At 57.3% G+C, this 21,092-nt stretch carries 17 protein-coding genes; 8 read left to right on the top strand and 9 right to left on the bottom strand.

The features are described from left to right. Positions 1-1,197: tyrosine-type recombinase/integrase (locus RCH93_RS07315; RefSeq protein ID WP_306547681.1), on the top strand; the 1,197-nt coding region annotated here is incomplete at its 5' end. Positions 1,198-1,219: 22 nt separating this feature from the next. Here RCH93_RS07315 and RCH93_RS07310 read toward each other — a convergent pair. After that, positions 1,220-2,113 (bottom strand): nucleoside recognition protein, encoded by an 894-nt coding sequence (locus tag RCH93_RS07310; protein ID WP_306547679.1) that lies wholly within the window; start codon positions 2,111-2,113, stop codon positions 1,220-1,222. A 112-nt stretch (positions 2,114-2,225) separates the two neighbouring features. After that, entirely contained in the window at positions 2,226-3,509 is a 1,284-nt protein-coding gene (locus RCH93_RS07305; protein ID WP_306547678.1) for an ATP-binding protein, read from the bottom strand. 319 nt (positions 3,510-3,828) lie between these two features. Between RCH93_RS07305 and RCH93_RS07300 the strand changes: the two genes are divergently transcribed. From RCH93_RS07300 to RCH93_RS07290, 3 genes are all read left to right on the top strand, one after another. Beyond that, the gene (locus tag RCH93_RS07300; RefSeq protein ID WP_306547677.1) at positions 3,829-5,472 is read left to right on the top strand and encodes an ABC transporter ATP-binding protein; all 1,644 of its coding nucleotides are present in this window, start codon (positions 3,829-3,831) and stop codon (positions 5,470-5,472) included. After that, positions 5,469-5,819: a DsrE family protein gene (locus RCH93_RS07295; protein ID WP_306547676.1), complete on the top strand. Its 351-nt coding sequence runs from the start codon at positions 5,469-5,471 to the stop codon at positions 5,817-5,819. Before RCH93_RS07300 ends, RCH93_RS07295 begins: the two co-directional genes overlap by 4 nt. Before the next feature lie 156 nt (positions 5,820-5,975). Continuing rightward, positions 5,976-6,290 carry a hypothetical protein gene (locus RCH93_RS07290; protein ID WP_306547675.1) on the top strand — a complete coding sequence of 105 codons (315 nt, stop codon included), beginning with the start codon at positions 5,976-5,978 and terminating at the stop codon, positions 6,288-6,290. Here RCH93_RS07290 and RCH93_RS07285 read toward each other — a convergent pair. Together RCH93_RS07285 and RCH93_RS07280 are read right to left on the bottom strand one after the other, a co-directional pair. Further along, a complete protein-coding gene (locus RCH93_RS07285; RefSeq protein WP_306547674.1) occupies positions 6,271-7,611 on the bottom strand; it encodes an SLC13 family permease in 1,341 nt (446 codons plus the stop codon). The two genes, RCH93_RS07290 and RCH93_RS07285, sit on opposite strands and share 20 nt — an antisense overlap. A gap of 27 nt (positions 7,612-7,638) precedes the next feature. After that, positions 7,639-8,649: a transporter substrate-binding domain-containing protein gene (locus tag RCH93_RS07280; RefSeq protein ID WP_306547673.1), complete on the bottom strand. Its 1,011-nt coding sequence runs from the start codon at positions 8,647-8,649 to the stop codon at positions 7,639-7,641. A 774-nt stretch (positions 8,650-9,423) separates the two neighbouring features. Here RCH93_RS07280 and RCH93_RS07275 point away from each other — a divergent pair. From RCH93_RS07275 to RCH93_RS07260, 4 genes are all read left to right on the top strand, one after another. Beyond that, positions 9,424-10,452: a dienelactone hydrolase family protein gene (locus RCH93_RS07275; RefSeq protein WP_306547672.1), complete on the top strand. Its 1,029-nt coding sequence runs from the start codon at positions 9,424-9,426 to the stop codon at positions 10,450-10,452. Positions 10,453-10,919: 467 nt separating this feature from the next. Beyond that, positions 10,920-11,348, top strand: a complete 429-nt coding sequence (locus RCH93_RS07270) for a bacteriohemerythrin (RefSeq protein ID WP_306547670.1) — start codon at positions 10,920-10,922, stop codon at positions 11,346-11,348. Between the two features lie 628 nt (positions 11,349-11,976). After that, positions 11,977-13,839, top strand: coding sequence for an excinuclease ABC subunit UvrC (gene uvrC, locus RCH93_RS07265; protein ID WP_306547669.1), 1,863 nt, complete (start codon positions 11,977-11,979; stop codon positions 13,837-13,839). Continuing rightward, positions 13,826-14,038, top strand: coding sequence for a bacterioferritin-associated ferredoxin (locus tag RCH93_RS07260; RefSeq protein ID WP_306547668.1), 213 nt, complete (start codon positions 13,826-13,828; stop codon positions 14,036-14,038). The genes uvrC and RCH93_RS07260 overlap by 14 nt, the downstream gene beginning before the upstream one ends. Positions 14,039-14,319: 281 nt before the next feature. Here the strand turns inward: RCH93_RS07260 and hydG are convergent, their stop codons facing one another. The 5 genes from hydG to RCH93_RS07235 all read right to left on the bottom strand — a co-directional run bounded on the left by hydG (position 14,320) and on the right by RCH93_RS07235 (position 20,664). After that, a complete protein-coding gene (hydG, locus tag RCH93_RS07255; RefSeq protein WP_306547667.1) occupies positions 14,320-15,753 on the bottom strand; it encodes a [FeFe] hydrogenase H-cluster radical SAM maturase HydG in 1,434 nt (477 codons plus the stop codon). 270 nt (positions 15,754-16,023) lie between these two features. After that, positions 16,024-17,217 carry a hypothetical protein gene (locus RCH93_RS07250; protein WP_306547666.1) on the bottom strand — a complete coding sequence of 398 codons (1,194 nt, stop codon included), beginning with the start codon at positions 17,215-17,217 and terminating at the stop codon, positions 16,024-16,026. Continuing rightward, complete coding sequence (locus tag RCH93_RS07245) at positions 17,214-18,014, bottom strand: 4Fe-4S dicluster domain-containing protein (protein WP_306547665.1); 801 nt, start codon at positions 18,012-18,014, stop codon at positions 17,214-17,216. The genes RCH93_RS07250 and RCH93_RS07245 overlap by 4 nt, the downstream gene beginning before the upstream one ends. Before the next feature lie 21 nt (positions 18,015-18,035). Beyond that, a complete protein-coding gene (locus RCH93_RS07240) occupies positions 18,036-19,640 on the bottom strand; it encodes a [FeFe] hydrogenase, group A (protein ID WP_306547664.1) in 1,605 nt (534 codons plus the stop codon). Positions 19,641-20,403: 763 nt separating this feature from the next. Continuing rightward, positions 20,404-20,664 carry a hypothetical protein gene (locus RCH93_RS07235; RefSeq protein ID WP_306547663.1) on the bottom strand — a complete coding sequence of 87 codons (261 nt, stop codon included), beginning with the start codon at positions 20,662-20,664 and terminating at the stop codon, positions 20,404-20,406. Positions 20,665-21,092 lie beyond the last annotated feature (428 nt).

Raw genomic sequence — 21,092 nt, 5'->3', positions numbered from 1 at the left:
ACACTATCTCCAAAACATGGGCAGAATGCCACCCATCTGAATTTTGGGGAGGTGTGCATGTCTGGGTCGGTGTACTTCAAGCGGGACCGTGCGCAGTGGGGTGTTGCGTGGAATTGGCAAGGGAAGCGCTATCATATCAGCCGGTACAAGGGCCGGCTAATGGCGCAGACGCACCCAAACCCGAAGCGCGACCAGGGATGCATCGACGCCAACCGGCTGTTGGCGCAAATGCAGGGCGACGTAGAAAATGGGGTTTTCCGGATCGAGAAATACACCGGCAACCGATATACCGATGTCATTCCTTTTTTCGAGCAATGGCTAAAAACAAAAGAGAACAAAAAGCCTGCAACTCAAAATCTTTATCGCAATTTCTTCAAGGTACACATTAAGCCGTTTTTTGAATCGAACCCCGTGCAGCTGCACGAAATCCAACTCGATACCCTGGACGCCCTACTCTCTTCGCTTAAGCTTGGCGCGACGTCGGCCTACCTGTGCATGATGTGCTTTCGGTCATTCATGGATTATGCTTGGAGGTCGAAGAAAATTCAGGAGATTCCTCCCTTTCCCAAACGGGCAGATTACGGGATGGAGACGCCGGCAATAAAGTGGCTCCCTGAAACGCGGCAGATGGCCGTAATCAACGCAATCCCTGAATGCCACAGAACCATATTCCTTTTCCTGAAGTATCACATCAGGAGACCTGCAGAAGCAATGTCGTTGCACAAAATCGACTACGACCGGTTCAATCAAGCGTTCCATATCAGGCGTTCGATTTCAGGGGAAAAATTAGTTTCGAGCACCAAGACCCGCGCCGAGCACATCATTCCATGCCATAGCGCCATGATTGATGAAATTGAGAGGCTTATCGAGTCGAACCCTGACAGCCCCTATATTTTTGTGAACCGGTTGGGCCGGCTTCCGGGGAAGCGATACACCAGCAAGGCTCTGAATCTGATATGGCGCAACGCCTGCAAGGAGGTGGGCGAGGACATCGACCTTTACAGCGGCCTGAAGCATAGCAGCATGAGCCAGTTCGTGAATGAGAAAAGGTTGTCGCTTGCCGAGGTCCAAATCGTGAGTGACCATGCCAGGATGGAGTCAGTCAAGAAATACGCCAGCGTCGAGCTTGCGCGGAAGCGTGAGCTAATGGAGACGTTGAGCGTGGTAGAGGATCAAAAATTGAGAAAGGTGAAATGATTCGGGACGGCAAATGTTCACTTCACCGCATAGCGATGTTTCCAAAGTGTTTCCATCCTCCAAATCGCCACAGTAAAACGAAACAAATACAAGCAATTGCGCGGCACACTATTATAATCCAATAATTAGCCCCGAAAAGGACAAAAAGCAGCACATCCTCGACAATCGAATGGCAGATCATCAGAAAGGTGCCGATGAAGAAAATATCCTCGCGGCCAAGACCGCCCCGGGTTGCCTCGCGAATGAGAATGCCGGCGCCGTAGGTGATGCCGAGCAGCTGGCCGGCAATGATCGAGAAAGAGGTGTTGACCTTGTGCAGATGCGCCTGGAGAAAGCGCGTGGATTTGAGCAGATCCATAATCACGATGATCAGGCTGATCAGCACGATAATCTCCGCCGAGAGCACCACCGCCTTTTCCAGGGAGTGGCGCAGCATCTGCCAGAAACTGTCGTAATGGGCCATGCTCACCGCGCCGCTTTGCTTGACCTGACCGAAAAAGGAAGCGGGCATGCAGAGCACGGGAATAACGGTGAGGCAGGCGCCGAGCCCGCGCAGGAGGATGGAATAGCCGTAGGAAATGCCCAGCTTGGCCATAATCGCGCTCTCAACGATCATCGAGTGGCAGACGCCCAGAAACACCGCCAGCACGGTCCACTGATAGGGCGAAAGGCCCAGGGGCGCGGCAAAGGCGATGCCGGCGTAGATGTTGAGCAGCACGCCGCCGGCCAGGGCCACCGCCGCTTCCGGCGGCAGGTCGAGCAACGAGGTTACAGGGGCAAAGAGAAAACCCAGGTGACGCAGCAGGTCGAAATAGAGCAGCACGTCCGCGATGAGGTAGAGCGGAATCACGAATTTGAGGATCAGCAGCGCGCTGGTCGCCGAGGACTTGAGGCTATCATACAGGAGGTGTTTCACCGCAATGCTCCGTAGGCCGGCGAGCGGCGCATCATTCTGGAGGGCGTTCGCCGCCAGGTTGGACAGCGGCGGCCTTGAGCCCGAACGATATAGCGCAAAAGCGCGGGGGGAACTAGGCGGATTTCACCGGCAGCTTGACGAAAAAGGTGGAACCTTGGCCAACGGTGGATTCCAGGGTTATCTCGCCGTGGTGTTTGTCGTGGACGATGTTGCGGGAAATGGCCAGCCCCTGCCCGGAACCCTGGCCAATATCTTTGGTGGTGTAGAAGGGGTCGAAAATGCGTTGGCGCACGCCTTCAGGAATGCCGCCGCCGGTGTCGGAAACGGCGATGACCACATGGTCGCCGGTGCAGGAGGTGCTGATCCGGATGAGGCCCAATTCGGCTTTGCCGCCGTTGTGCTCGGTGATTGCGTGAGCCGCGTTGACCACCAGGTTGACGATCACCTGACCGATGTCGCCCGGATACACCTTGATCGAAGGCAGTTCGCCCAGTTCCAGTTCCATCCGCGCCACATACTTGTAGGCGTTCTGGCAGACAATCAGCGAATTGTTGATAATCTCGTTGATGTCGGCCGCACGCTTGCTCTCGCCGTCGCCGGAGTGGGCAAATCCCTTGAGCCCGAGCACCAGTTTGGTGACCCGGTCAACCCCGTGCCGCGTCTGCTCAAAGGCCTTGGGCGCTTCCTCTTCCAGGTATTCGATGTCCGCCGATTCCTCCAGCCGGGCGATCTCGGCCAGCAGGTCGTCCACCTGCGGCGCTCCCGCCTGCACAGCCTCTTTCAGTTGGCCGTAGCTTGCCAGCAGTTGGAGGATGTCCTGGAAACTTTCCTGGAGAAAGGTGAGGTTGCTGCCAATGAACTGGATGGGGGTGTTGATTTCGTGGGCAATGCCAGCGGCCAGCACGCCGATGGACTCCAGCTTCATGCTGTGGATGCGGCTGGCCTCCTTCACCCGCTGCTCGGTGAGGTTGCGGAAGATCAGGACCGCGCCGATAATCTCGTTGTTTTCTCCCCGGGTCGGGCAGACGATGAAGTCGGCGGAAAAGCTCGCCCCACCCTTCTGCCAGAAGACGTCGCCGTCGACGTGATGGGAGGAGCCGTCCTCGATGGCGGCGAACACCGGGCAGAAATCCCAGGGATACTCGCTGCCGTCGTCCTGGCTGTGGTGAATAGTCTCATGGAGATGCCGTCCGACCAAGTCTTCCAGAGGCCAGCCAAGCGTGGCCAGGGCGGCGCTGTTGGCCTCGACGACCTTGCCCTCCCGGTCGACCATAACCACGGCGCCGTTGACCCAGTCGAGCATCATCTCGTTCTGGTAATTGACCTGCTTCAGGGTCTCTAGCAGAACGTCGATCCTTTTCTGCAGATTGCCGCAATCGGTATGCTCGTCAGTCACCGTGTTTCCCTCGCGGTTTGGATGCCTGTTGCCGCCTTGCCTTTTCGATTGCCCAGCAACCGTCGCGGATTCTCTGTATGGAAGTATGCGGCCAGGGAAGACAAAGAGCAAATCAAATCAAGCGACCATGCACTTGCCGCAACCCATCGCCCCCCTCGGGCGCACAGTTTCAATCCACGCCACGCCGCCTCTCTTTTCAAGAGGTTGATCCTTCCCACCAGTGCTGCGCGGCGCGCGCCGCCCCAACCATCTTCCTGTTGCCCTGATCTCGCCCCTCGGGTAGAGTGCCGCCATTACCCAACTTTTTCACGGAACAACCATGGCCTCCTTGCTGACCATCGACAACTTTTCCCTCACCTTTCTCGGTGCCGAGGGCGACGTCTCTCCCGTGCTGAACAACATCAACCTGCAGATCGAGGCCGGCGAAACCCACGCCCTGGTGGGCGAATCCGGCTCCGGCAAGTCGGTCACCGCCCTGTCGATCCTCCGTTTGCTGGAAGACACCAATCAGGTGAAGAGCAGCGGCTCGATGCTGTTTGAGGGCCAGGAACTGACCGCCTTAAATCCAAAAGAGATCCGGGCCATTCGCGGCAACCGCATCGCCATGATCTTTCAGGAGCCGATGACCTCGCTCAACCCGGTCTACACCATCGGCAACCAACTGATCGAGCCCCTGCTCCTGCATCAGTCGCTGAGCAAGGCCGAGGCCTATCAACGCGCCCTGCAATTGCTGGAGCGCACCGGCATCGACAACCCGGAATACCGGATCAACTGCTACCCGCATCAACTCTCCGGCGGCCAGCGCCAGCGGGTGATCATCGCCATGGCCCTGGCCTGCCGGCCCAAGCTCCTGATCGCCGACGAGCCGACCACCGCCCTCGACGTCACCATTCAGGACCAGATTCTTCACCTGATCAGCGACATTCAGGCCGAATACGGGATGTCAGTGCTGCTCATCACCCACGACCTGCCCATGGTGCGCAAAATCGCCGATACCGTCTCGATCATGCACGGCGGCAAAATTGTCGAACAGGGCGCGGTGAACGAAATTTTCAGCCGGCCCCAGCAAGACTACACCCGCCACCTGCTGGCCGCCGTGCCCCAGGGCGTGCAACCCACCCGTCCGGGCGGGCCAAAACTGATTGCAATGCAGGACGTCAACTGCAGCTTTACCATGAAATCCGAGTGGAGCGGCTTTTTCAACCGCAGCAAACGGGTGATCAAAGCGGTGGATCAGGTCAGCCTCAGTCTCAACCAAGGCACAACCCTGGGCTTGGTGGGCGAATCCGGTTCCGGCAAGTCGACCCTGGCCCTCTGCCTGCTTGGGCTGACCCGCTACGACGGCAAGGTGTTCTATTTCCCCGAAGCAGGAACCAGCCACTGCCTGTCCGACCTCACCAACAGCCAGTTCCGGCCGCTGCGCAAGGAATTGCAGATCGTTTTTCAGGACCCCTTTTCCTCGCTCTCGCCGCGGATGACCATCGAGCAGATCATCACTGAAGGGTTGCAGGTGCATGGTCTTGGCGGCGCCAAAGAGGAACGGCGGCTCCTGGTGGAACAGGCCCTGCGCGACGTCGAACTCGACCCGGCCTTGGCCGGCCGCTTTCCCCACGAATTTTCCGGCGGCCAACGCCAGCGCATCGCCATTGCCCGGGCCATCATCCTGCGCCCCAAACTGCTGATTCTGGACGAACCCACCAGCGCCCTGGACATGACCATCCAGAAACAGATTCTGGAGCTGCTCAGAAACCTCCAGGAGCGCTACCAACTGACCTACATCTTCATCACCCACGACCTGCGCACCGTGCGCTCGCTGGCCGATCAGCTGGCGGTGATGCGCCATGGCCGCATTGTTGAGAGCGGCCCGGCCGCCGCCATTTTCGCCAATCCGCAGGACCCCTACACCCGGCGGCTGTTTGACGCCGCCTTTCACGTCACCGAACGCATGGAGAAAACCGCATGATCTACCGAGCCGTCTTTCACGTTGATCTCGACGAAGTCAAGCCCTTCAATATTGCCCTGGCCAATGTTGGCAACCTGCTGCACGCCATCCCGGAAAAGCATTACGACTTGGTGCTGCTCTTCAACGGCCCGGCGGTCACCCTGCTCCAGACCGAGCAGTGCGCCCCGTTTCGCGAGGAGATCTGGCGGCTGCAACAGGCCCGGGTGGCCTTCAAGGTCTGCCGCAATGCGCTCAACCGCTTCAACGTCGACCCGGACAACCTGATCGAGGGCTGCGAAATCGTCCCCGCCGGGGTGGTAGCGCTGATTGAACTGCAGCAGGATGGCTACGCCTACATCAAGCCCTGAAGAGGCTGTATTTTCTTTTCAGATGCTGGCGGCGGCTTCAAGGATGGGATCCTCGATATCCAAAACGAGTACTGCAACCTGCTCATGGCAGCGCTACAACAGCTCTGTCGCACCGTCAAACGTGTTGGCGGATGACCGCCTCCACAAAGAAAAATTGTGGGTGCTTTGAAATTGATGCTTGCACCCTCAATATTCCTGGTTGCTGTATATTGGAACAATATTGACTTTCAAAGCCCAGCGGACGTGCTCGTCGAGACTGTCGAGATCAAGAAGTCTGACGTTGCGTCAATCATCATCTATATGCTTTTTAAAGCATTCAGGGTGCCGCTGCAGCAGGATGAGCACCACGCCGAAAACAAACTTGCCAAAGGCGAGGGTGAAAATAATCGTTCGTATATCCAAGAGTTCTTCCATCCCTGCCAGGCAGGGGATTGTTGCTTGGTGAAGGGGGTCAAACGGCGATCAGGGTGAGTATCCAGACATACCCCGCCGAGGCGGCCAGCTGACAGACAGTGACCGGTACGCCATAGCGCAGAAAGGTGGTGAAGGTAATGGTCTGGCCGTTGGTGGCACAGATACCCGCACTGACCAGGTTGGCCGAGGCGCCAATCAGGGTAGCGTTGCCGCCCAGGGTGCCGCCGAACATCATGGCGACGAACACCGGCAATGATTGGGATGGCCAGGCGGTGAAGCCCATCCCCAGGGCTTCTTCAGGGACCATCTGCAAGAGCACCAGATACCCCTTGGTCATGAGGATTGCGGCGGCCACCACCGGGATGTTGGCAAGAAAGCCGGAGGCCAGGCCGATGCCTGCTAAAAGAACCATCCCGGCTATCAATAAATTATCTCCAAAGAGATCGAACATCTGCCTTGACAGCCCGCCAAGGATACCGGTCTTGGTGATCTCCTCAACATAGCACATCATGCAGAAGATGAAGATGATCGTCTTCCAGTCGACATCGCGCAACACGTTCTCCACCGGTTCAACCTTGGTGGCATGGATTGCCAACAGGGCCAAACTGGCGCCGATAATCGCTGCCGAGGGCGGCAGGATGGGGTTGGGCATGTTCTCGCCGAGGAGAAAGAGGGCCACCATGACGGCCAAAGTGAGCAGGGAAAACAGGCAGAACAGGGGCCGCTCAATGGGACCTGGACGCAGGTCTCCGGCCAGGACGCAGCGGGTTTGCCAGATCGGGCGCAGGAGGAGTGGCATCAGCGGGATCAGGACCGCTATGGCCATCACTCCGCCGAGGCTGACTTTCTGCAGGTAGGCCATGAAGCTCAAGCCCATGGCCTGACCGACAAGAAAGGTGGCCGGATCACCGACCAGGGTCAGGAGGCCGGCGGAATTGCTGAGCATTGCGGTGAAGATCATCGGGCCGACAAAGTCGACCTTGAATTGGCGACAAACCCGGATGACAATCGGGGCAATGAGGATCACCGCCGTGGCGTTGGGCAGAATGGCACAGATCACCGAAACCATGGCCGCCAGCATGAGCAGGAATCGTTTGCCGCTCCCCTTGGTAAGGAGGAGAAAGCGGGTGCCGACATGATCGAAGATACCGGTGGGCCCCAGGACTCGGGCCACCACCATGCCGCCGAAGAGCAGGGCCAGCGAACCCTGGGAGGCGAGGACGGTGTTGAGGACATCTTTCTGATCGATCACCCCGAAGACAGTCAACAGACTTAAACCCAGCAATCCGGCCAGGGTCATGTCGATCAGGTTGAAGGCGATACACAAGATGACACCGCCAAAAACGGCGTAGATGGCGTAGGTGTGAAATTCAGGCATGGGGATGGTCCTTTGGGAAGACGAAAATTAGAACGGCACAGCGTAGATCATGCCGCCGTCGCGCACCAGCCGATTGGGGCCGCGTTCGAGTTTCAGCGGGCCATTTTTGCCTAGATTGCGTTCAAGCATCTCACCATAGTTGCCCACCGCCGCAATCGCCCGACCGGCCCAACCCGGCGTCAAGCCGAGCGAGGCGGCCAAAGCATCGGTCCGGTCAAGAAAAACCCGGATGTCGCCGGTCGCCGGGGTAATCGAAGCGGCCTGCAGGGTGGCGGCGGTCAGGCCCAGTTCTTCGGCGGTGACCAGGGCCGAGAGGACTGCCTTGACCGTCAGCAGCCAGGGGATGTCGTCTTGCCGCACTACCGGCGAGATGATTTCCCGGGAGTGCAGACCGGGAAGAAGTGTGAGCGATTGTTCACCCTTTGGGGCGAGCAGGCGGACAGCGGCAAGGACGGTGGCATCGTTGGTCAGGGCTGCGCATTGGCCGTCGAGAAAAGCGCGGGTGGCCAGCTCGAGGCCGTCAAAGAGAACCGGACGGAATCGCAGATTGTTTTTTGCGGCCACATATTCAAGATTATGGACATGGGTCGAACCTTTGATCACGGCAATAGTGGCATTGTCCAGGCCCTTCAATCCCTTGCCGGCATCCTCGCTGCGGACCAAAAAGGCCTGGCCGGTGATGAAGAGCGGCCCGGCAAACAGTACCCCCAGCTGCGATTCCCGGCCGATCGTCTGGGAGGTGTTGCGGGAAAGCAGATCGATTTCTTTGCTGAGCAGGGAGGAAAACCTGGCCCGGGTGGGCAGCGGCAGAAAGGAGACTTTGTCGGGGGTTTTCAGAACCGCCGCCGCTAAAGCCCGGCAGAAGTCGACATCCATGCCCGACCACTGGCCCTGCGCATCATGCAAAGCAAAACCCGGAATATCCGGGCTGACCCCGCAGCGGATCGTCTTGCGTGCCAGGATACTGTTCAAGGTCTCGCCTGCCCAACAGGGCATCGCCTGAAACAGGCAGATGATTGCGAAAATGAAAATGCGCATGACCAATCCTTTGTGTCGAAAAAATGGGTGGTTAGTGCTTGCTGGCCAACCGGCAGCCGAGCTCAAAATCCCTCTGACAGTCCAGGGGAAAGACCTCTGCCCGCCGCGCCGCTTTCTTGGCCGGGTCCATGTATTCCATGATGACCTTGGTATAATCGGCAAATTGACTGGTGTCAAAGCAACATAAGGTTTCGGCCTCGATCCCGAAGGCCCGGCTTAGGAAAACATGACGGGGTCAGATCTTGAATGTTGAATTTACAATTTTCTAACAAAAAGGGTCAGGCCTCTTTCTTTAATGTAACAATGACATTCTGCGGGCAAGCCGCAAATATTTTCGTTACGAGTCAAGGTTTCTCCTGTATATCTCAACCGTTCCAACTAGCGATCATTGCGATTGGGTTATCTCTTTACACCCTGCTTTTCACCGGGGCGCGAACAAGCCGGGACGCTGGAGCGTCCGGGGCTGCATTCCCACGCTGGAGCGTGGGAACGATCATCAAGATGAGGGACGATATTCCCGCCGCGTGTCGATGGAGGAATTTGAGACGAATGACAAAGAACAATCGATCTGTCGAAGAACATAGTCGTCTCCTCGTCATTTGGTGTAAATTTGATCGTTTTACACATCAAGTCCACACCAAATGACGAGGAGCCTAATATTGCTATTACATCGTAACCAGCACTCTTTATAGGGAGTAATGGTTTAGTCATTTCTTTTGGCATGAAGTAATCAATGTAATCATGGGAGGAATTATGCAGAGGAATGCAGTACGAATGGCGTTGACCATGTTTTTTTTGCTCGTGATGAGCATGACATCTCACCCCAAGTTCGCCAACTCTCAAGATGTAATAGCGAACTTCTCATCTGGCCAGCCCTCCGGTCAATATGCATTTGTCAGTTGGACCCCCAAGTCCTTGGCGGAGCTAATTAAAGGAAACTCCTCGGGTGAAACCGTGAATATCACGGGACACCTCTTTTTGCCACCCGGCGCCGGAAAGGCGCCTGCCGTTGTTTTAATGCACGGGTCAGGTGGAATCTACCCTGCCATGCTTGATTTTTGGCCCAAGCGCTTCAATGCAGAAGGTATTGCAGTGATTGCAATAGATTCTTTTGGCCCGCGTGGCGTCCAGTCTACTGCCAGCGATCAATCCAAGGTGCCATTTGCTGCTGATCTGGCTGACGCATTCACTGCGTTAAAGATTATGGCAACCCATCCACTCATCAACTCGCAACGAATTGCCATAATGGGGTTCTCGCGCGGCGGTGCGACGACCTGGCGCTCTGGTATAGAGAGGATTATTGCATCGCAAAATATTCCGCAAGGAATTCGGTTTGCAGCCCATGTTCCTATGTATTCTGGTGGCTGCGTTGGCTCATTGAGAATTGCAGCCAAGCCGGGGGTATTTACCAAAGCGCCAATGCTTTGGGTTCATGGAGATGCTGATGACTATTGCCCTGCCGAGACCTGCCAAGATTATTCCACGCTGATCAGCAAAGCGGGAACTCCAGTCGAGTTTGTTCTTATCAAAGGTGCGCATCATAAGTTTGATTATGATGAGACCAAACACTATGACTTGCCCACGGCACAAAAGACATTGAAAGATTGCCCGATTGAAACTGACATTGAAACCATGAAGATATTTGATCGCTTTACGGGCAAACAGCTATCCGGAAAAGACTATGAAAACACCTTGAAAAAATCTTGTCAGGCAACCGGCGCAAGTACTGAAGGAAACCACGAAGCACGTGAACAGGCAGCTCAAGCTGTGACAGCATTTTTCAAAAAGACTTTATTTAAATAATTTTTTGCTAATCAGCTCATTTATTGGCCAAAAGATTGGTGGAATCTAACAGCTCAAGTGCATAGATCTCCAGTATATCTGAACAATTCCAACAGGCGATCATTGCGCTTGGGTGATCGAGAGTGACGAAGTCGGCAGGGTTCTGCGCCTTGGAGACTCTGGCGTCAGCCTTGCGCACAACGAGGGTGGGGAAAATCATGAGGGATGAGCCAGCGCCGCAACCAAAGCATGCTCTCAAGAGAAAAACAGCAGACGACGTCTCTTGACATCCTGCTTTTCTCCGGGGAGCGAACAAGCCGGGACGCTGGAGCGTCCGGGGCTGCATTCCTACGCTGGAGCGTGGAAACGATCACCAAGAAGAGGGACGGTATTCCCGCCGCGTGTCGATGGTGGAAATCGAGACGAATGACAAAGAACAATCGATCTGTCGAATAACATTCGACATTATTCAAAGCAAGGAACGGAATATGACTGAACGTCTCGGAGCATGGGAAGCGTGTTATGAGCTGGGCATCGAGGATATCGATCTGCAGCACCGTTTCTTTTTCAACCTGATCAACCGTTTGGCCAGGGAGTTGCTGCAGACCGACAATGTGCAGCACCGGGGCGCGTTGATCAACGAACTCAACGCCTACGCCAAGTTCCACTTCATCAGCGAAGAGAACATGATGCGCAAGTCAGCCTATCCTCATTTCCTCCACCACCAGGGCCTGCATGTGGAACTGATCGAACAACTCTCCACCCGGGGCAGCATGCTGTTCCTCCCGGATGCGCAGGGGGCCGTCGAGTCGATCGTCACCTTTCTTGGCGAGTGGTTTCTTCAGCATACCAGGGAAGTCGACAGACAATTTGCCCGTTACCTGCTGGAGGCGCCCATCGGGGACTCGCGCTGGTAACGGCCCCGCAACCAAAAGCGCAACGCAAACGCACTGTTTTTTATAAAAATCAGTCAGGTGCCACGTTTGTCCCTTCCGGTTTTCAAAATAAAGCGGTCGGCCAACAAAGAACTTCAAGCTGCAAGGCAAGTGTCGTTGGGGAAAAGTCAGGGAGACGGCGGTGATTCCGGAAACCCGTTCTCCAGTTGGCATTTTTCCGGATTGCCCTGGCATTTAAGCCTGTTGGCGGCATCGGGCCAGAAGCGGACATTGCTCAAACAGAATTCGCCTGAAGAGTGGGCGCAGTAGGGGATGAACACAAACCCGCCTTTTGATTGCCGCCAGCTTGGCTGTATATCCCTAGATTGCGGTTGTTGTTCAACCCGGTAATATTTGCAGGAGTTCATAAGATTACTCGCATGCGGAGATTGTGAGTGATGGGGGCCGGAAAGGCGCTCCCGTGTTTGCTGATAAACGTTGCTGATCAACCAATGTGGCAAAAGCAGCAAATGCAACCTGACTAAAACGAGTTTTATGCGGCAACGCAATGATCTTGTCCGCTGCAAACGCCTGACAGGCAGACACAGGGCTCGGCTGGAACCGATCAAACACCACTGCTCACCCCAAAAAAAGGCCTGAGGCGCTTCCTTTGACTGCAACACCAGCACCACCGGCATCTGAAACCGCACCGCACGCCTCGCCGCTCTCTGCCGAATTCCTTGCCACCGTCAGCCACGGGCCGGGCGTCTATCAGATGCTTGCCAAAAAGCAGGTCCTCTATGTGGGCAAGGCGCGCGACCTGCGCAAGCGGCTGAGCCAGTACGCCCATTTCAGCGGCCCGGTCCACTCCAAAACTGCGGTTATGCTCTCGCATGTGCAGCGGGTCGAGACCATCCTCACCACCACCGAAAAGGAGGCCTTGATTCTTGAGGCCTCGCTGATCAAGCAGCACCGGCCGCGCTACAACGTCATCCTTCGCGACGACAAAAATTATCCGCTGATCATGGTCACCACCCGCGATCCCTGGCCACGGGTGGTGGTCACCCGCAAACGGCTGCGCGACGGCAACCGCTACTTCGGCCCCTACTCCTCCGGTACGGCCATGCGCGCCACCCTGTCGCTGCTGTATGCGCAATTTCCCCTTCGGCGCTGCAAGATCATGCGCGAACGCACCCGTCCCTGCCTCAACTACCAGATGGGCCGCTGCCTCGCCCCCTGCGCGGGCCTGGTGGATGCGGCGGAATACCAGCGGATGGTGCGCGACGTGCTCTTGATTCTGGAAGGCAAGGTGAGCGAGGTGGTCCGCGAGTTGACCGCCAAGATGGAGCAGGCGGCAGAGCACCTTGCGTTTGAGAAGGCGGCCTTGTACCGGGACCAGATCAAAGGGCTGACCCGGACCACCGAACACCAGGCCATTGTCGCCGAGCATCACCTGGATCAGGACGTGTTCGGCCTGCACCGTCAGGACGCCTCGGTGGGCGTGGCCCTGCTGTTTGTTCGGGGCGGCATGATCACCGGGGCCCAATCGTTTTTTCTCGCCGACCCGCTGGGCGAGGACGACAGCCTGCTGGCCCAAACCATCCTCCAGTACTATTCGGCCGAACGCCAGCCGCCGCGCGAACTGCTGCTGCCCTTTGTTCTTGAAGACGAGGCGCTGATCAGCGAACGCCTGGCCGAACTGCGCGAAGGGCCGGTGGCGCTGTTGGCGCCGCAGCGAGGCAAGCGGATGCAGTTGATGCAGATGGCCGAGGCCAACGCCGCCCAGGTGTTTTCGGAGCTAGCGAAAAAGGAGCAGTCCTGGGAAACCCTGGCCACCGCCCTGCAAGCAAAACTGCGGCTGGCCAACCGGCCGGAAACCATCGAATGTCTGGACATCTCCAACCTCCAGGGCAAGCAGGCGGTGGGCTCGCTGGTCTGTTTTGTTCAGGGCGACAAGGCGGCCAAACTCTATCGCCATTACCGGATCAAATCCCAGGACACCCCGGACGATTACGCCATGATGCGCGAAGTTTTGGAGCGAAGAATGGCCAAGGGGATTGAAACCGACAATCTGCCTGATGTGCTGCTGCTTGACGGCGGCAAGGGCCAGTTGCAGGTGGCGGTTGACGTGCTCAGCCGTTTTGATTTGCTCCAGCGCATTGATCTGGCCTCCATTGCCAAGGAAAAGGAAGAGGAGGGGGAAAAGCTGTTTCGGCCGGGGCGAAAAAATCCGATTCTGCTGCCCGCCCATTCGCCGGTGCTGCTCTATCTGATGCGCATCCGCGACGAGGCGCACCGTTTTGGGATCACCTTCCACCGCAGGTTGCGCGGCAAGGCGCAGTTGCAGTCGCAGTTGGACGAAATCGAGGGCATCGGCCCGAAACGCAAGCAGGTGCTGCTGCAGACGCTGGGCAGCGTCAAACGGGTGACCGAGGCCGGGGTGGACGAACTGGCCGCGGTGCCCGGCATCGGCCCGGAACTGGCCCGGCTGATTTACCGGCAACTGCACGGAGACGACCATGGAACCGGATGAACGGATGATGGCCCGGCTCAAGGCCGGCTGCATCTGCAAGGGCGTCAAACTGATCCGTCTGATCGAGGCGATTGAAAACGGGGCAGCCACTTTTGAGCAGGTCGCCGTGGTTTGCGGCATCGGCGACGGCCCGTGCAAGGGCAAACGGTGCGGGGCAAAGGTGCAACAACTGTTGCTGGCCCGTGATGGCCTGGGTTGAGGCAGCCATCGATTGTTGCCTCATTCCATTTCTCAATCAAGCGAGGCCTGCTGCACACAGCAACATCTCGTCGAGGAGGGTGCGTCATATCAACCCGTAGCCTGGATGCAGTGCAACGGAATCCGGGAACACATCACATCATCCCCCGGATTCCGCAGGCTGCATCCGGGCTACGGTCGCCGCCATCTCTCCCTACAAACACAACAGGCGTCGCCGGATGATCCGACGACGCCTGTTGTGTTTCCATCAAGCAGAGCATCTGCCTGACAGGGTGCATTCAATCAGAAAAACAGATCCCGGGTTTTGCCGCCCCGGATCATAGCCACGTTTTCCCGTGCTTTTTCCCGATGTTCGAGCTTGGGCACCTTTTCCAGTTCCCGATCCACCATGGCGTATCCAAGGGCTTTGACCTCGGGCGAGGCATAATCCTCCAGATATTCCGACAGGGTCATCAGAGCGTTGGGGTGACAGACGTTCTTGATCTGGCCGCTCTTGGCCAGGGCCATGAACCGGTCGCCGGTGCGGCCGGAACGATAACAGGCGGTGCACCAGGACGGCACCAGCCCTTCCTCGATCAGCCAGTGGATGATTTCGTCGGCGGTGCGCTCGTCGTTTTTGGCGAACTGGGCGGTCAGGTCGGGATCAATCACCCCGGTTTCGCGGCGACGCTTCTCCGCCATGTAGCCGCCCACGCCGACGGCGCTGCAGGCGCTCATCTGGGTGACGCCGCAATCGAGCAGATCTTTGCGCATGGCGGCGCTTTCGCGGGTGGAGATGATGATGCCGGTATAGGGCACGGCCAGGCGCAACACCGCAACGATCTTTTTGAAGGTTTCGTCGTCGGGAATGTTGGGATAGACGGTGCTCAGGTCAACGCCTTCGGCGGGCCGGATGCGCGGCACGGAGATGGTGTGGAAGCCGACGCCGTAGGTCTTTTCCAGGTGTTCGTTGTGAATCACCATGGCCAGGGCTTCGAAATAGGGGTCGTAGAGGCCGAACAGCGCGCCGGCCCCGACGTCGTCAACGCCGCCGGTCATGGCCCGGTCAAAGGCGGTGGTGTGATACCAGTAGTCCTTTTTGGGGCCGTTCAGGTGGTATTTCTCGTAGGTCGGCTGGTGGTAGGTTTCCTGAAAGAGAATATAGGTGCCGATGCCCACGTCCTTGAGTTTGCCGTAGTTTTCCACCGTGGTGGCGGCAATGTTGACGTTGACCCGGCGAATTTCGCCGGAGAGGTCGGCCTGGGTCTGATAGATGGTGCGCAGACAGTCGAGGATATAGTCGATCGGGCAGTTCTCGTCGTCTTCGCCGGCTTCCAGGGCAATGCGTTTGTGGCCCATGCCGACGATCTCAATGATCTCGTCGCGGACCTCCTGTTGGGTCAGCTTGCGGCGTTTGAAGGTGTGGCAATCGTTGTACGAACAGTAGGCGCAGCGGTTGACGCAGTAGTCGCTGACGTACAGCGGCGCGAACATGACGATGCGGTTGCCGTAGATTTCATCCTTGATGCGACGGGCCGTCTGGAACAACCGGGGCAGGTGTTTGTCGTCCATCTTGAGCAGGCTGGCCACCTCAAGGTGGGTCAAGCCGGCAAATCGGGACGCCTTGTCGAGGATCGCGTCGATCTCGCTGTCCGGGGTAGCGGCCGCCTGGGCCAGGATGGTCTCGATTTCGTCGGGACGGATGAATTCCTCAATTTCCATATTTTCTATCAGCATAGAGTGACCTCCCACTCGGGCGGCAGGTGGTTGTTTACGGACAACCGCCATCTGTCGTCAGATGAAATTTTGCCGTTTACAATCAATGTGGAACCAGACTCCCACCAGCCCGAACGGCTCGGGCTGGTGGGCGCGTGTGTGTTGCAAATCATGGCGAGGAGCGCCGAAGCAGGCCGCTGCGCGAGGCGACGACCCGGCGTCGACGCTCCCCTCCCTCCCATTGAACATTGTTATCAACAATAGGATCAATGCCGCGTGCGGGCAAGCGGCTCAGGCCCGGACGCAACTGGCGCCTTCGGGCTGCGCCTCTTGTTTGTCCGTGGCCGCGTAGTGGTCGTGGGACGGAAAAACGTCAAAGTTCTCAACAATAAACAGATACACCAGAATGCCCACCGAGACCAGACCGATGGACAGGAACAGCTCGCCGGCCGATGGAAAATAACTTTCCCCGGCCGCCTTGGCCATGCCGGTGAACACCACGTTGCCGCGGTTGAGCGCCACGCCCACTACCATCAGCACGGCGTTGCGCACGATCATTTTCTGGCTCATCACCATGCCGCGCAGCTTGTAGCTCCAGAAAAAATACAGCGGCAGGACGCAGCCAATGGTCAACTCCAGCAGGCACATCAGGCTTTCGGTGTTCATAGCGAACAGCGAGCCGATTTGACCGCGAATCACCAGGTCGGAGAAACGCAGCACCGCGTAGAAGCTCATCACATAGCCCGACCATTTGGCCAGAAAGGTCATGGCCGGTTCGTCCCAATCGTGGCCGAAAAAGCGCCCGGCCAGGGCAGTCTCGCAGGTGACCATGGCCGGACCAACCGCCACCGCCGAGGAGTAATAGAGAATCGGCAGCAGCATGGTCCACCACAGCTCGTTGAGCTTGCCCAGAGTGAGCACATACATCGAGCCCAATGAAGATTGATGCATGGTGGAAAGAGCAATGCCGCCGATGACCAGCGGCGCGGTCAGGCTTTTGAAAAAGGAGGAAAGCTTGACCAGACCAATGCCCTTGAACAGGGTGGGGGCAAATTCACAGGTAAGAACAATGGTGTAGAGCAAAACGCACATGTATAACTCGAACATCACCGAATGCTCGCCCCAGCTGAAAATGGGGTGCCACCAGCCGTACCAGCGGCCGAGATCCATCAGCAGGCCGAAACCGACCAGGCAGTAACCGAGCCAGGCGGTGAGGATGGCCGGTTTAACCACTGATTTAACCTTTTTGACCCCGAGCACATAGTAGATGCCGGCCGTGGTGAAGCCGCCGGCGGCCAGGGCCACGCCCAGCTTGACGTCGATAAAAATCCACAGGCCCCAGGGCCAGGCGTCGGTGAGGTTGGTCATCTGCAGACCAGTGACCAGACGATAGGCCACGATCCCCACAAACACCAGGGAGAAGGCCATCAGGATCAACCGGAACGGGGTAATTTTAAAGGTGACTCTGTTGCCGTTGATGGTCATGACTGCGGCCCTCCTGTGCTGTCCTGTTTGCCCTCCGCAATGGCGTTGCGGCGCTTGTTGAAGAAATAGAGGCCGGAGAGAATCGCGGTCCATCCGACCAGGATCGCCGGCAGCTTGCTGAGAATCTGCCAGGTGAAGGCCGGCAGCGACTCTTGCGGCACGGCGGTTTTGAAGCCGAGCTTGTCAAACGGTTGATCAGAGAGGTACAGCCAGGCCGTGCCGCCGACTTCAGTCTCGCCAAAGACGTGGTTGACGTAGAGCTGCTTGTTGCCCTCAATGCGTTTGTGAGCCTCTTTCACCAGCTCGTCGCGGTCGCCAAAGGTCATCACCTGATTGGGGCAGACCGCGATGCAGGCGGGCTGCTCGCCGGCGGCCACGCGGGTGTAGCACATCTGGCATTTGGAGACCTTTGGGAAGGACTTGTCCCACTCGTACTTGGGAATATTGAAGGGACAGGCCACCATGCAGTAGCGGCAGCCGACGCAGAGGTCCGGATGGTAAATAACCGGCCCCTGCTCGGTTTTGCGCAGGGCGCCTACCAGACAGGACGAGGCGCAGGCCGGATCGACGCAGTGCAGGCACTGTTTTTTGGCAAAGCGCCAGGCTTCGTGCCCGCTTCCGTCGGTGACGTCGTGCTTGCTGACCACGGTCCAGTTGATGTCCACCAACTGCGCCGCGTCGCCCAGGGTGGGCTTGTTGACTTCATCGTACTTCTTTTCGTTCCAGAGCTTACAGGCTACGGTGCAGGCGCCGCAGCCAAAGCATTTGGTCATGTCGACCAGAACTCCCTTAGACATAATCAATCCTCATGTTCCGGCTCACGCCTTGGTCTTGGCGCGCAGATGCACGCTGCGGTCGGTGTAGGTGGTGTGCAGCAGCTTGTGCGCCATTTCGCCATTGGGCTTGCCCAAGAAATCAGCGTACAGATCAAGCACTTCCTTGTTTTCATGGCTCAAGCGCTTTTTGTAGATTGTGGCGTCGATGGCGTAGATGGACTTCATGCGCGCCTTCCGCACCCAGTCGCTGGGGGGAACGGAGGTCTTGGGTTGCCCGCCGCCGCTGATGCAACCGCCTGGGCAAGCCATAAATTCGATAAAGTGATAGCGCGGCGGCAGGCCGGCCGCTTTGTCGGCCCGGATCTGATCCAGCAGCTGACGGGCGTTGCCCAGGCCGCTGGCCACCGCAACCCGCAATTCGCCGACGCCCGGCACCTCAAGGCTTGCCTCTTTCACGCCCTGCAAACCGCGAACAGCGGTAAGGTTCAGAAGTGCGTCCGGCGGATTTTGACCGGTAATCAGGTAATATCCGCTACGGATAGCCGCCTCCATGACCCCGCCGGTGGCGGCAAAAATGACCGCAGCGCCGGTACCCTCGCCCATCAGCGAATCGTAGGGCTGAGATTCGAGCTTGGCCAGGTCGATGCCTTTTCCTTTGATCATCCGGGCAAGTTCGCGGGTGGTGAGAACAAAGTCAACGTCGCGCAATTCGGGATTGCCGGCGGCCGCCCCGGCGCTGTTCATCTCGCCGCGACCGGCTTCAAATTTTTTGGCGGTGCAGGGCATGATCGCCACCGACACAATCTGATTGGGATCAATGCCTTTTTTCTTGGCGTAGTAGGATTTGGCCACCGAACCGAGCATCTGCTGCGGCGATTTGCAGGTGGACATGTTTTCAAGCAGATCCGGATAGAAATACTCGCAGAATTTGACCCAGCCCGGCGAGCAGGAGGTGAACTGGGGCAAGGCGGTCGGGGCGTGGCCGTGACCGCCTTCGGCGTGAGCGGCGCCGGCGGCCTTGATCCGGCCGACCAATTCGGTGCCCTCTTCCATAATGGTGAGATCGGCGCTGAAGTTGGTGTCAAACACCCGGTCAAAGCCAAGCTGCTTCAGGGCTGCAACCATCTTGCCCTCAACGATGGAGCCTGCAGGCATGCCAAATTCCTCGCCAATGGCGATGCGGGTGGCCGGCGCAGTCTGCACGATCACATGGAGCTTGGTGTCGCTGATCACTTGTAAAACTTTGTCGATGTCGTCGCGTTCGCTGATGGCGCCAGTCGGGCACCACAGGGCGCACTGACCGCAGTTGACGCAGGTGATGTCGTCCTTGATCGGCAGCTCGTAATAGCCCTCGACGCTTTGCACATGCTCGCAGGCCTCGGCGCACTGGCCGCAGAGGATGCACTTGCGGTCGTCGCGGACAATTGAAGGGTTGTTGGGATCAATGGGCACGCGCCCACGCACCTGCACCGGCCAGGAGCCGGGGGCGTTGTATTGCTGCGGGGTCCACCCCTCGCCGCCGGAAGGTTTTCCGGCATCCTTGCACCCGGACAGAGTCGCGAGGGCGCCAGCCATGCCGACGGTTCCCAGCCCTTTCAGGAAAAACCGCCGGGATACCGGGAGATCGTTGGTGTCGTTGTTGTTCATATGCCACTTCCTTCGCTGAAGTTTGGTTCTGGCCTCTTCGCCTTTCCTGTTGCCTGGCCGCCTTCCCGTCATTGTGTCATGAAATGTCGTCTATGATCGGTTGCGTGCACACATCCAAACAGACAGCTTCACGAATCCCAGAGGTCAGGAGCTCATCGAGACTTTTCATCGAGGGTTGCAGAGAGGAACGGACAAGCGATCATCCCGGCCGGCGTCTTCGCTTGTCCACCATCTCCGCCCTTCCCTGCCTCCCTTTTTTATAAGGAATCCGATACTGATTCAATCGGGCAAAAAGCAGGTTGAAAAGTCTTAATCGAGAATTAATTCTCTATATATATTTTAATGAAAAATACTTGATATGTCAATCATTCTTGATGATCACAATCGGCAAAATCGGGCGCTCTTTTACTCGATTTTTAACTCGACGCAACACCTGTCCAAGCGATAATTTTCCCGCCGGGCGTCAGGTGTTGCCGATATAAAGAAGGGTGATGCAACGATGCGAGCTGACCCGCTCAACAGAGAGAAAAAAGTGCTTTCAGGCATGACCTGCGGTCGCCTTGCGTCAGGAGCGGCGCCAACAGAACGAGCCACCAGTTGATGGGATTTGACGGGAACCAAAGAGAAGCACACATAAATTGCGGCGCACTTCGACCTGTACGCTGGGCGACTGGACTTCGCTGCGGGCAGACGGCATTCATTCAGAAGACGGTGCATACGGATATCCCAGCCTGAACATCTTGAACTTGCGCCACAGGGTTGCTCAAAGAATATCGACCACCTCAGCCGTGAGCCCTTTATTGTAGCCGGCGCCCTCTAGCACTTTGGCAATACAACGCCGCTCCAGCTCCTCCAAGGTCAGCAGGCTGCAGCCTTCGACGGCGTCCAACTCCGGCCTCTGCAGATTCCTGGGCAGTCCCGGGGACGATCTCGTCGCCGTTGCTTCGGCTAAAACGCTGCACGCATCGCCCACCAGCCCGCTGGCAATCAACTCATCGTTCAAAACGTCGCAGTTAGCCGCCACACAAGGCTGGTCTTTTCTCGGACGCAGCTCATGGACAATGCGCGAACCGCCAGAGCCTTGCCGCCGCCCCGCACCAGCACGTTGCAATTCTCAGGCGCCACACCTTGCGGATCGAAGTTGACGCCAACTTGCCGACAAAACGTTTTTCCTTCTCATCGCCACAGCCCATTGCTCCAACCAGATCCACTATTGATTGACCGAAACAGGCTGCTTGAGATGCGGTTTTCAACATCCCTCACAAAAAATAACGTCCTCAACAGGAAAAAAATTATTGACGACAACTTCAAATTATGGTTTAAAGGTCGTCCTGCCGCTGAGCAACAAACGAGCAGCAGCAATTGATCTTTGAAAACTGAACAGTAAAGAAGAGCGGGCCAAGTAGTAATTGGTTTGAAAACGAGTAAGAAAGTCCAATCGATTTGTGATTG

Source organism: Desulfobulbus sp. (assembly GCF_030824455.1).
Classification (GTDB): domain Bacteria; phylum Desulfobacterota; class Desulfobulbia; order Desulfobulbales; family Desulfobulbaceae; genus Desulfobulbus.
Note: the sequence above shows the minus strand (reverse complement) of the source record. Positions and strands in the feature narration are given on the sequence as shown.

Coding starts and splice junctions, on each gene's coding strand:
- RCH93_RS07300 (WP_306547677.1), top strand. CDS start 3,829: ATGGCCTCCTTGCTGACCATCGACAACTTTTCCCTCACCTTTCTCGGT.
- RCH93_RS07295 (WP_306547676.1), top strand. CDS start 5,469: ATGATCTACCGAGCCGTCTTTCACGTTGATCTCGACGAAGTCAAGCCC.
- RCH93_RS07285 (WP_306547674.1), bottom strand. CDS start 7,611: ATGCCTGAATTTCACACCTACGCCATCTACGCCGTTTTTGGCGGTGTC.
- RCH93_RS07280 (WP_306547673.1), bottom strand. CDS start 8,649: ATGCGCATTTTCATTTTCGCAATCATCTGCCTGTTTCAGGCGATGCCC.
- RCH93_RS07275 (WP_306547672.1), top strand. CDS start 9,424: ATGGCGTTGACCATGTTTTTTTTGCTCGTGATGAGCATGACATCTCAC.
- RCH93_RS07270 (WP_306547670.1), top strand. CDS start 10,920: ATGACTGAACGTCTCGGAGCATGGGAAGCGTGTTATGAGCTGGGCATC.
- RCH93_RS07260 (WP_306547668.1), top strand. CDS start 13,826: ATGGAACCGGATGAACGGATGATGGCCCGGCTCAAGGCCGGCTGCATC.
- hydG (WP_306547667.1), bottom strand. CDS start 15,753: ATGCTGATAGAAAATATGGAAATTGAGGAATTCATCCGTCCCGACGAA.
- RCH93_RS07250 (WP_306547666.1), bottom strand. CDS start 17,217: ATGACCATCAACGGCAACAGAGTCACCTTTAAAATTACCCCGTTCCGG.
- RCH93_RS07245 (WP_306547665.1), bottom strand. CDS start 18,014: ATGTCTAAGGGAGTTCTGGTCGACATGACCAAATGCTTTGGCTGCGGC.
- RCH93_RS07240 (WP_306547664.1), bottom strand. CDS start 19,640: ATGAACAACAACGACACCAACGATCTCCCGGTATCCCGGCGGTTTTTC.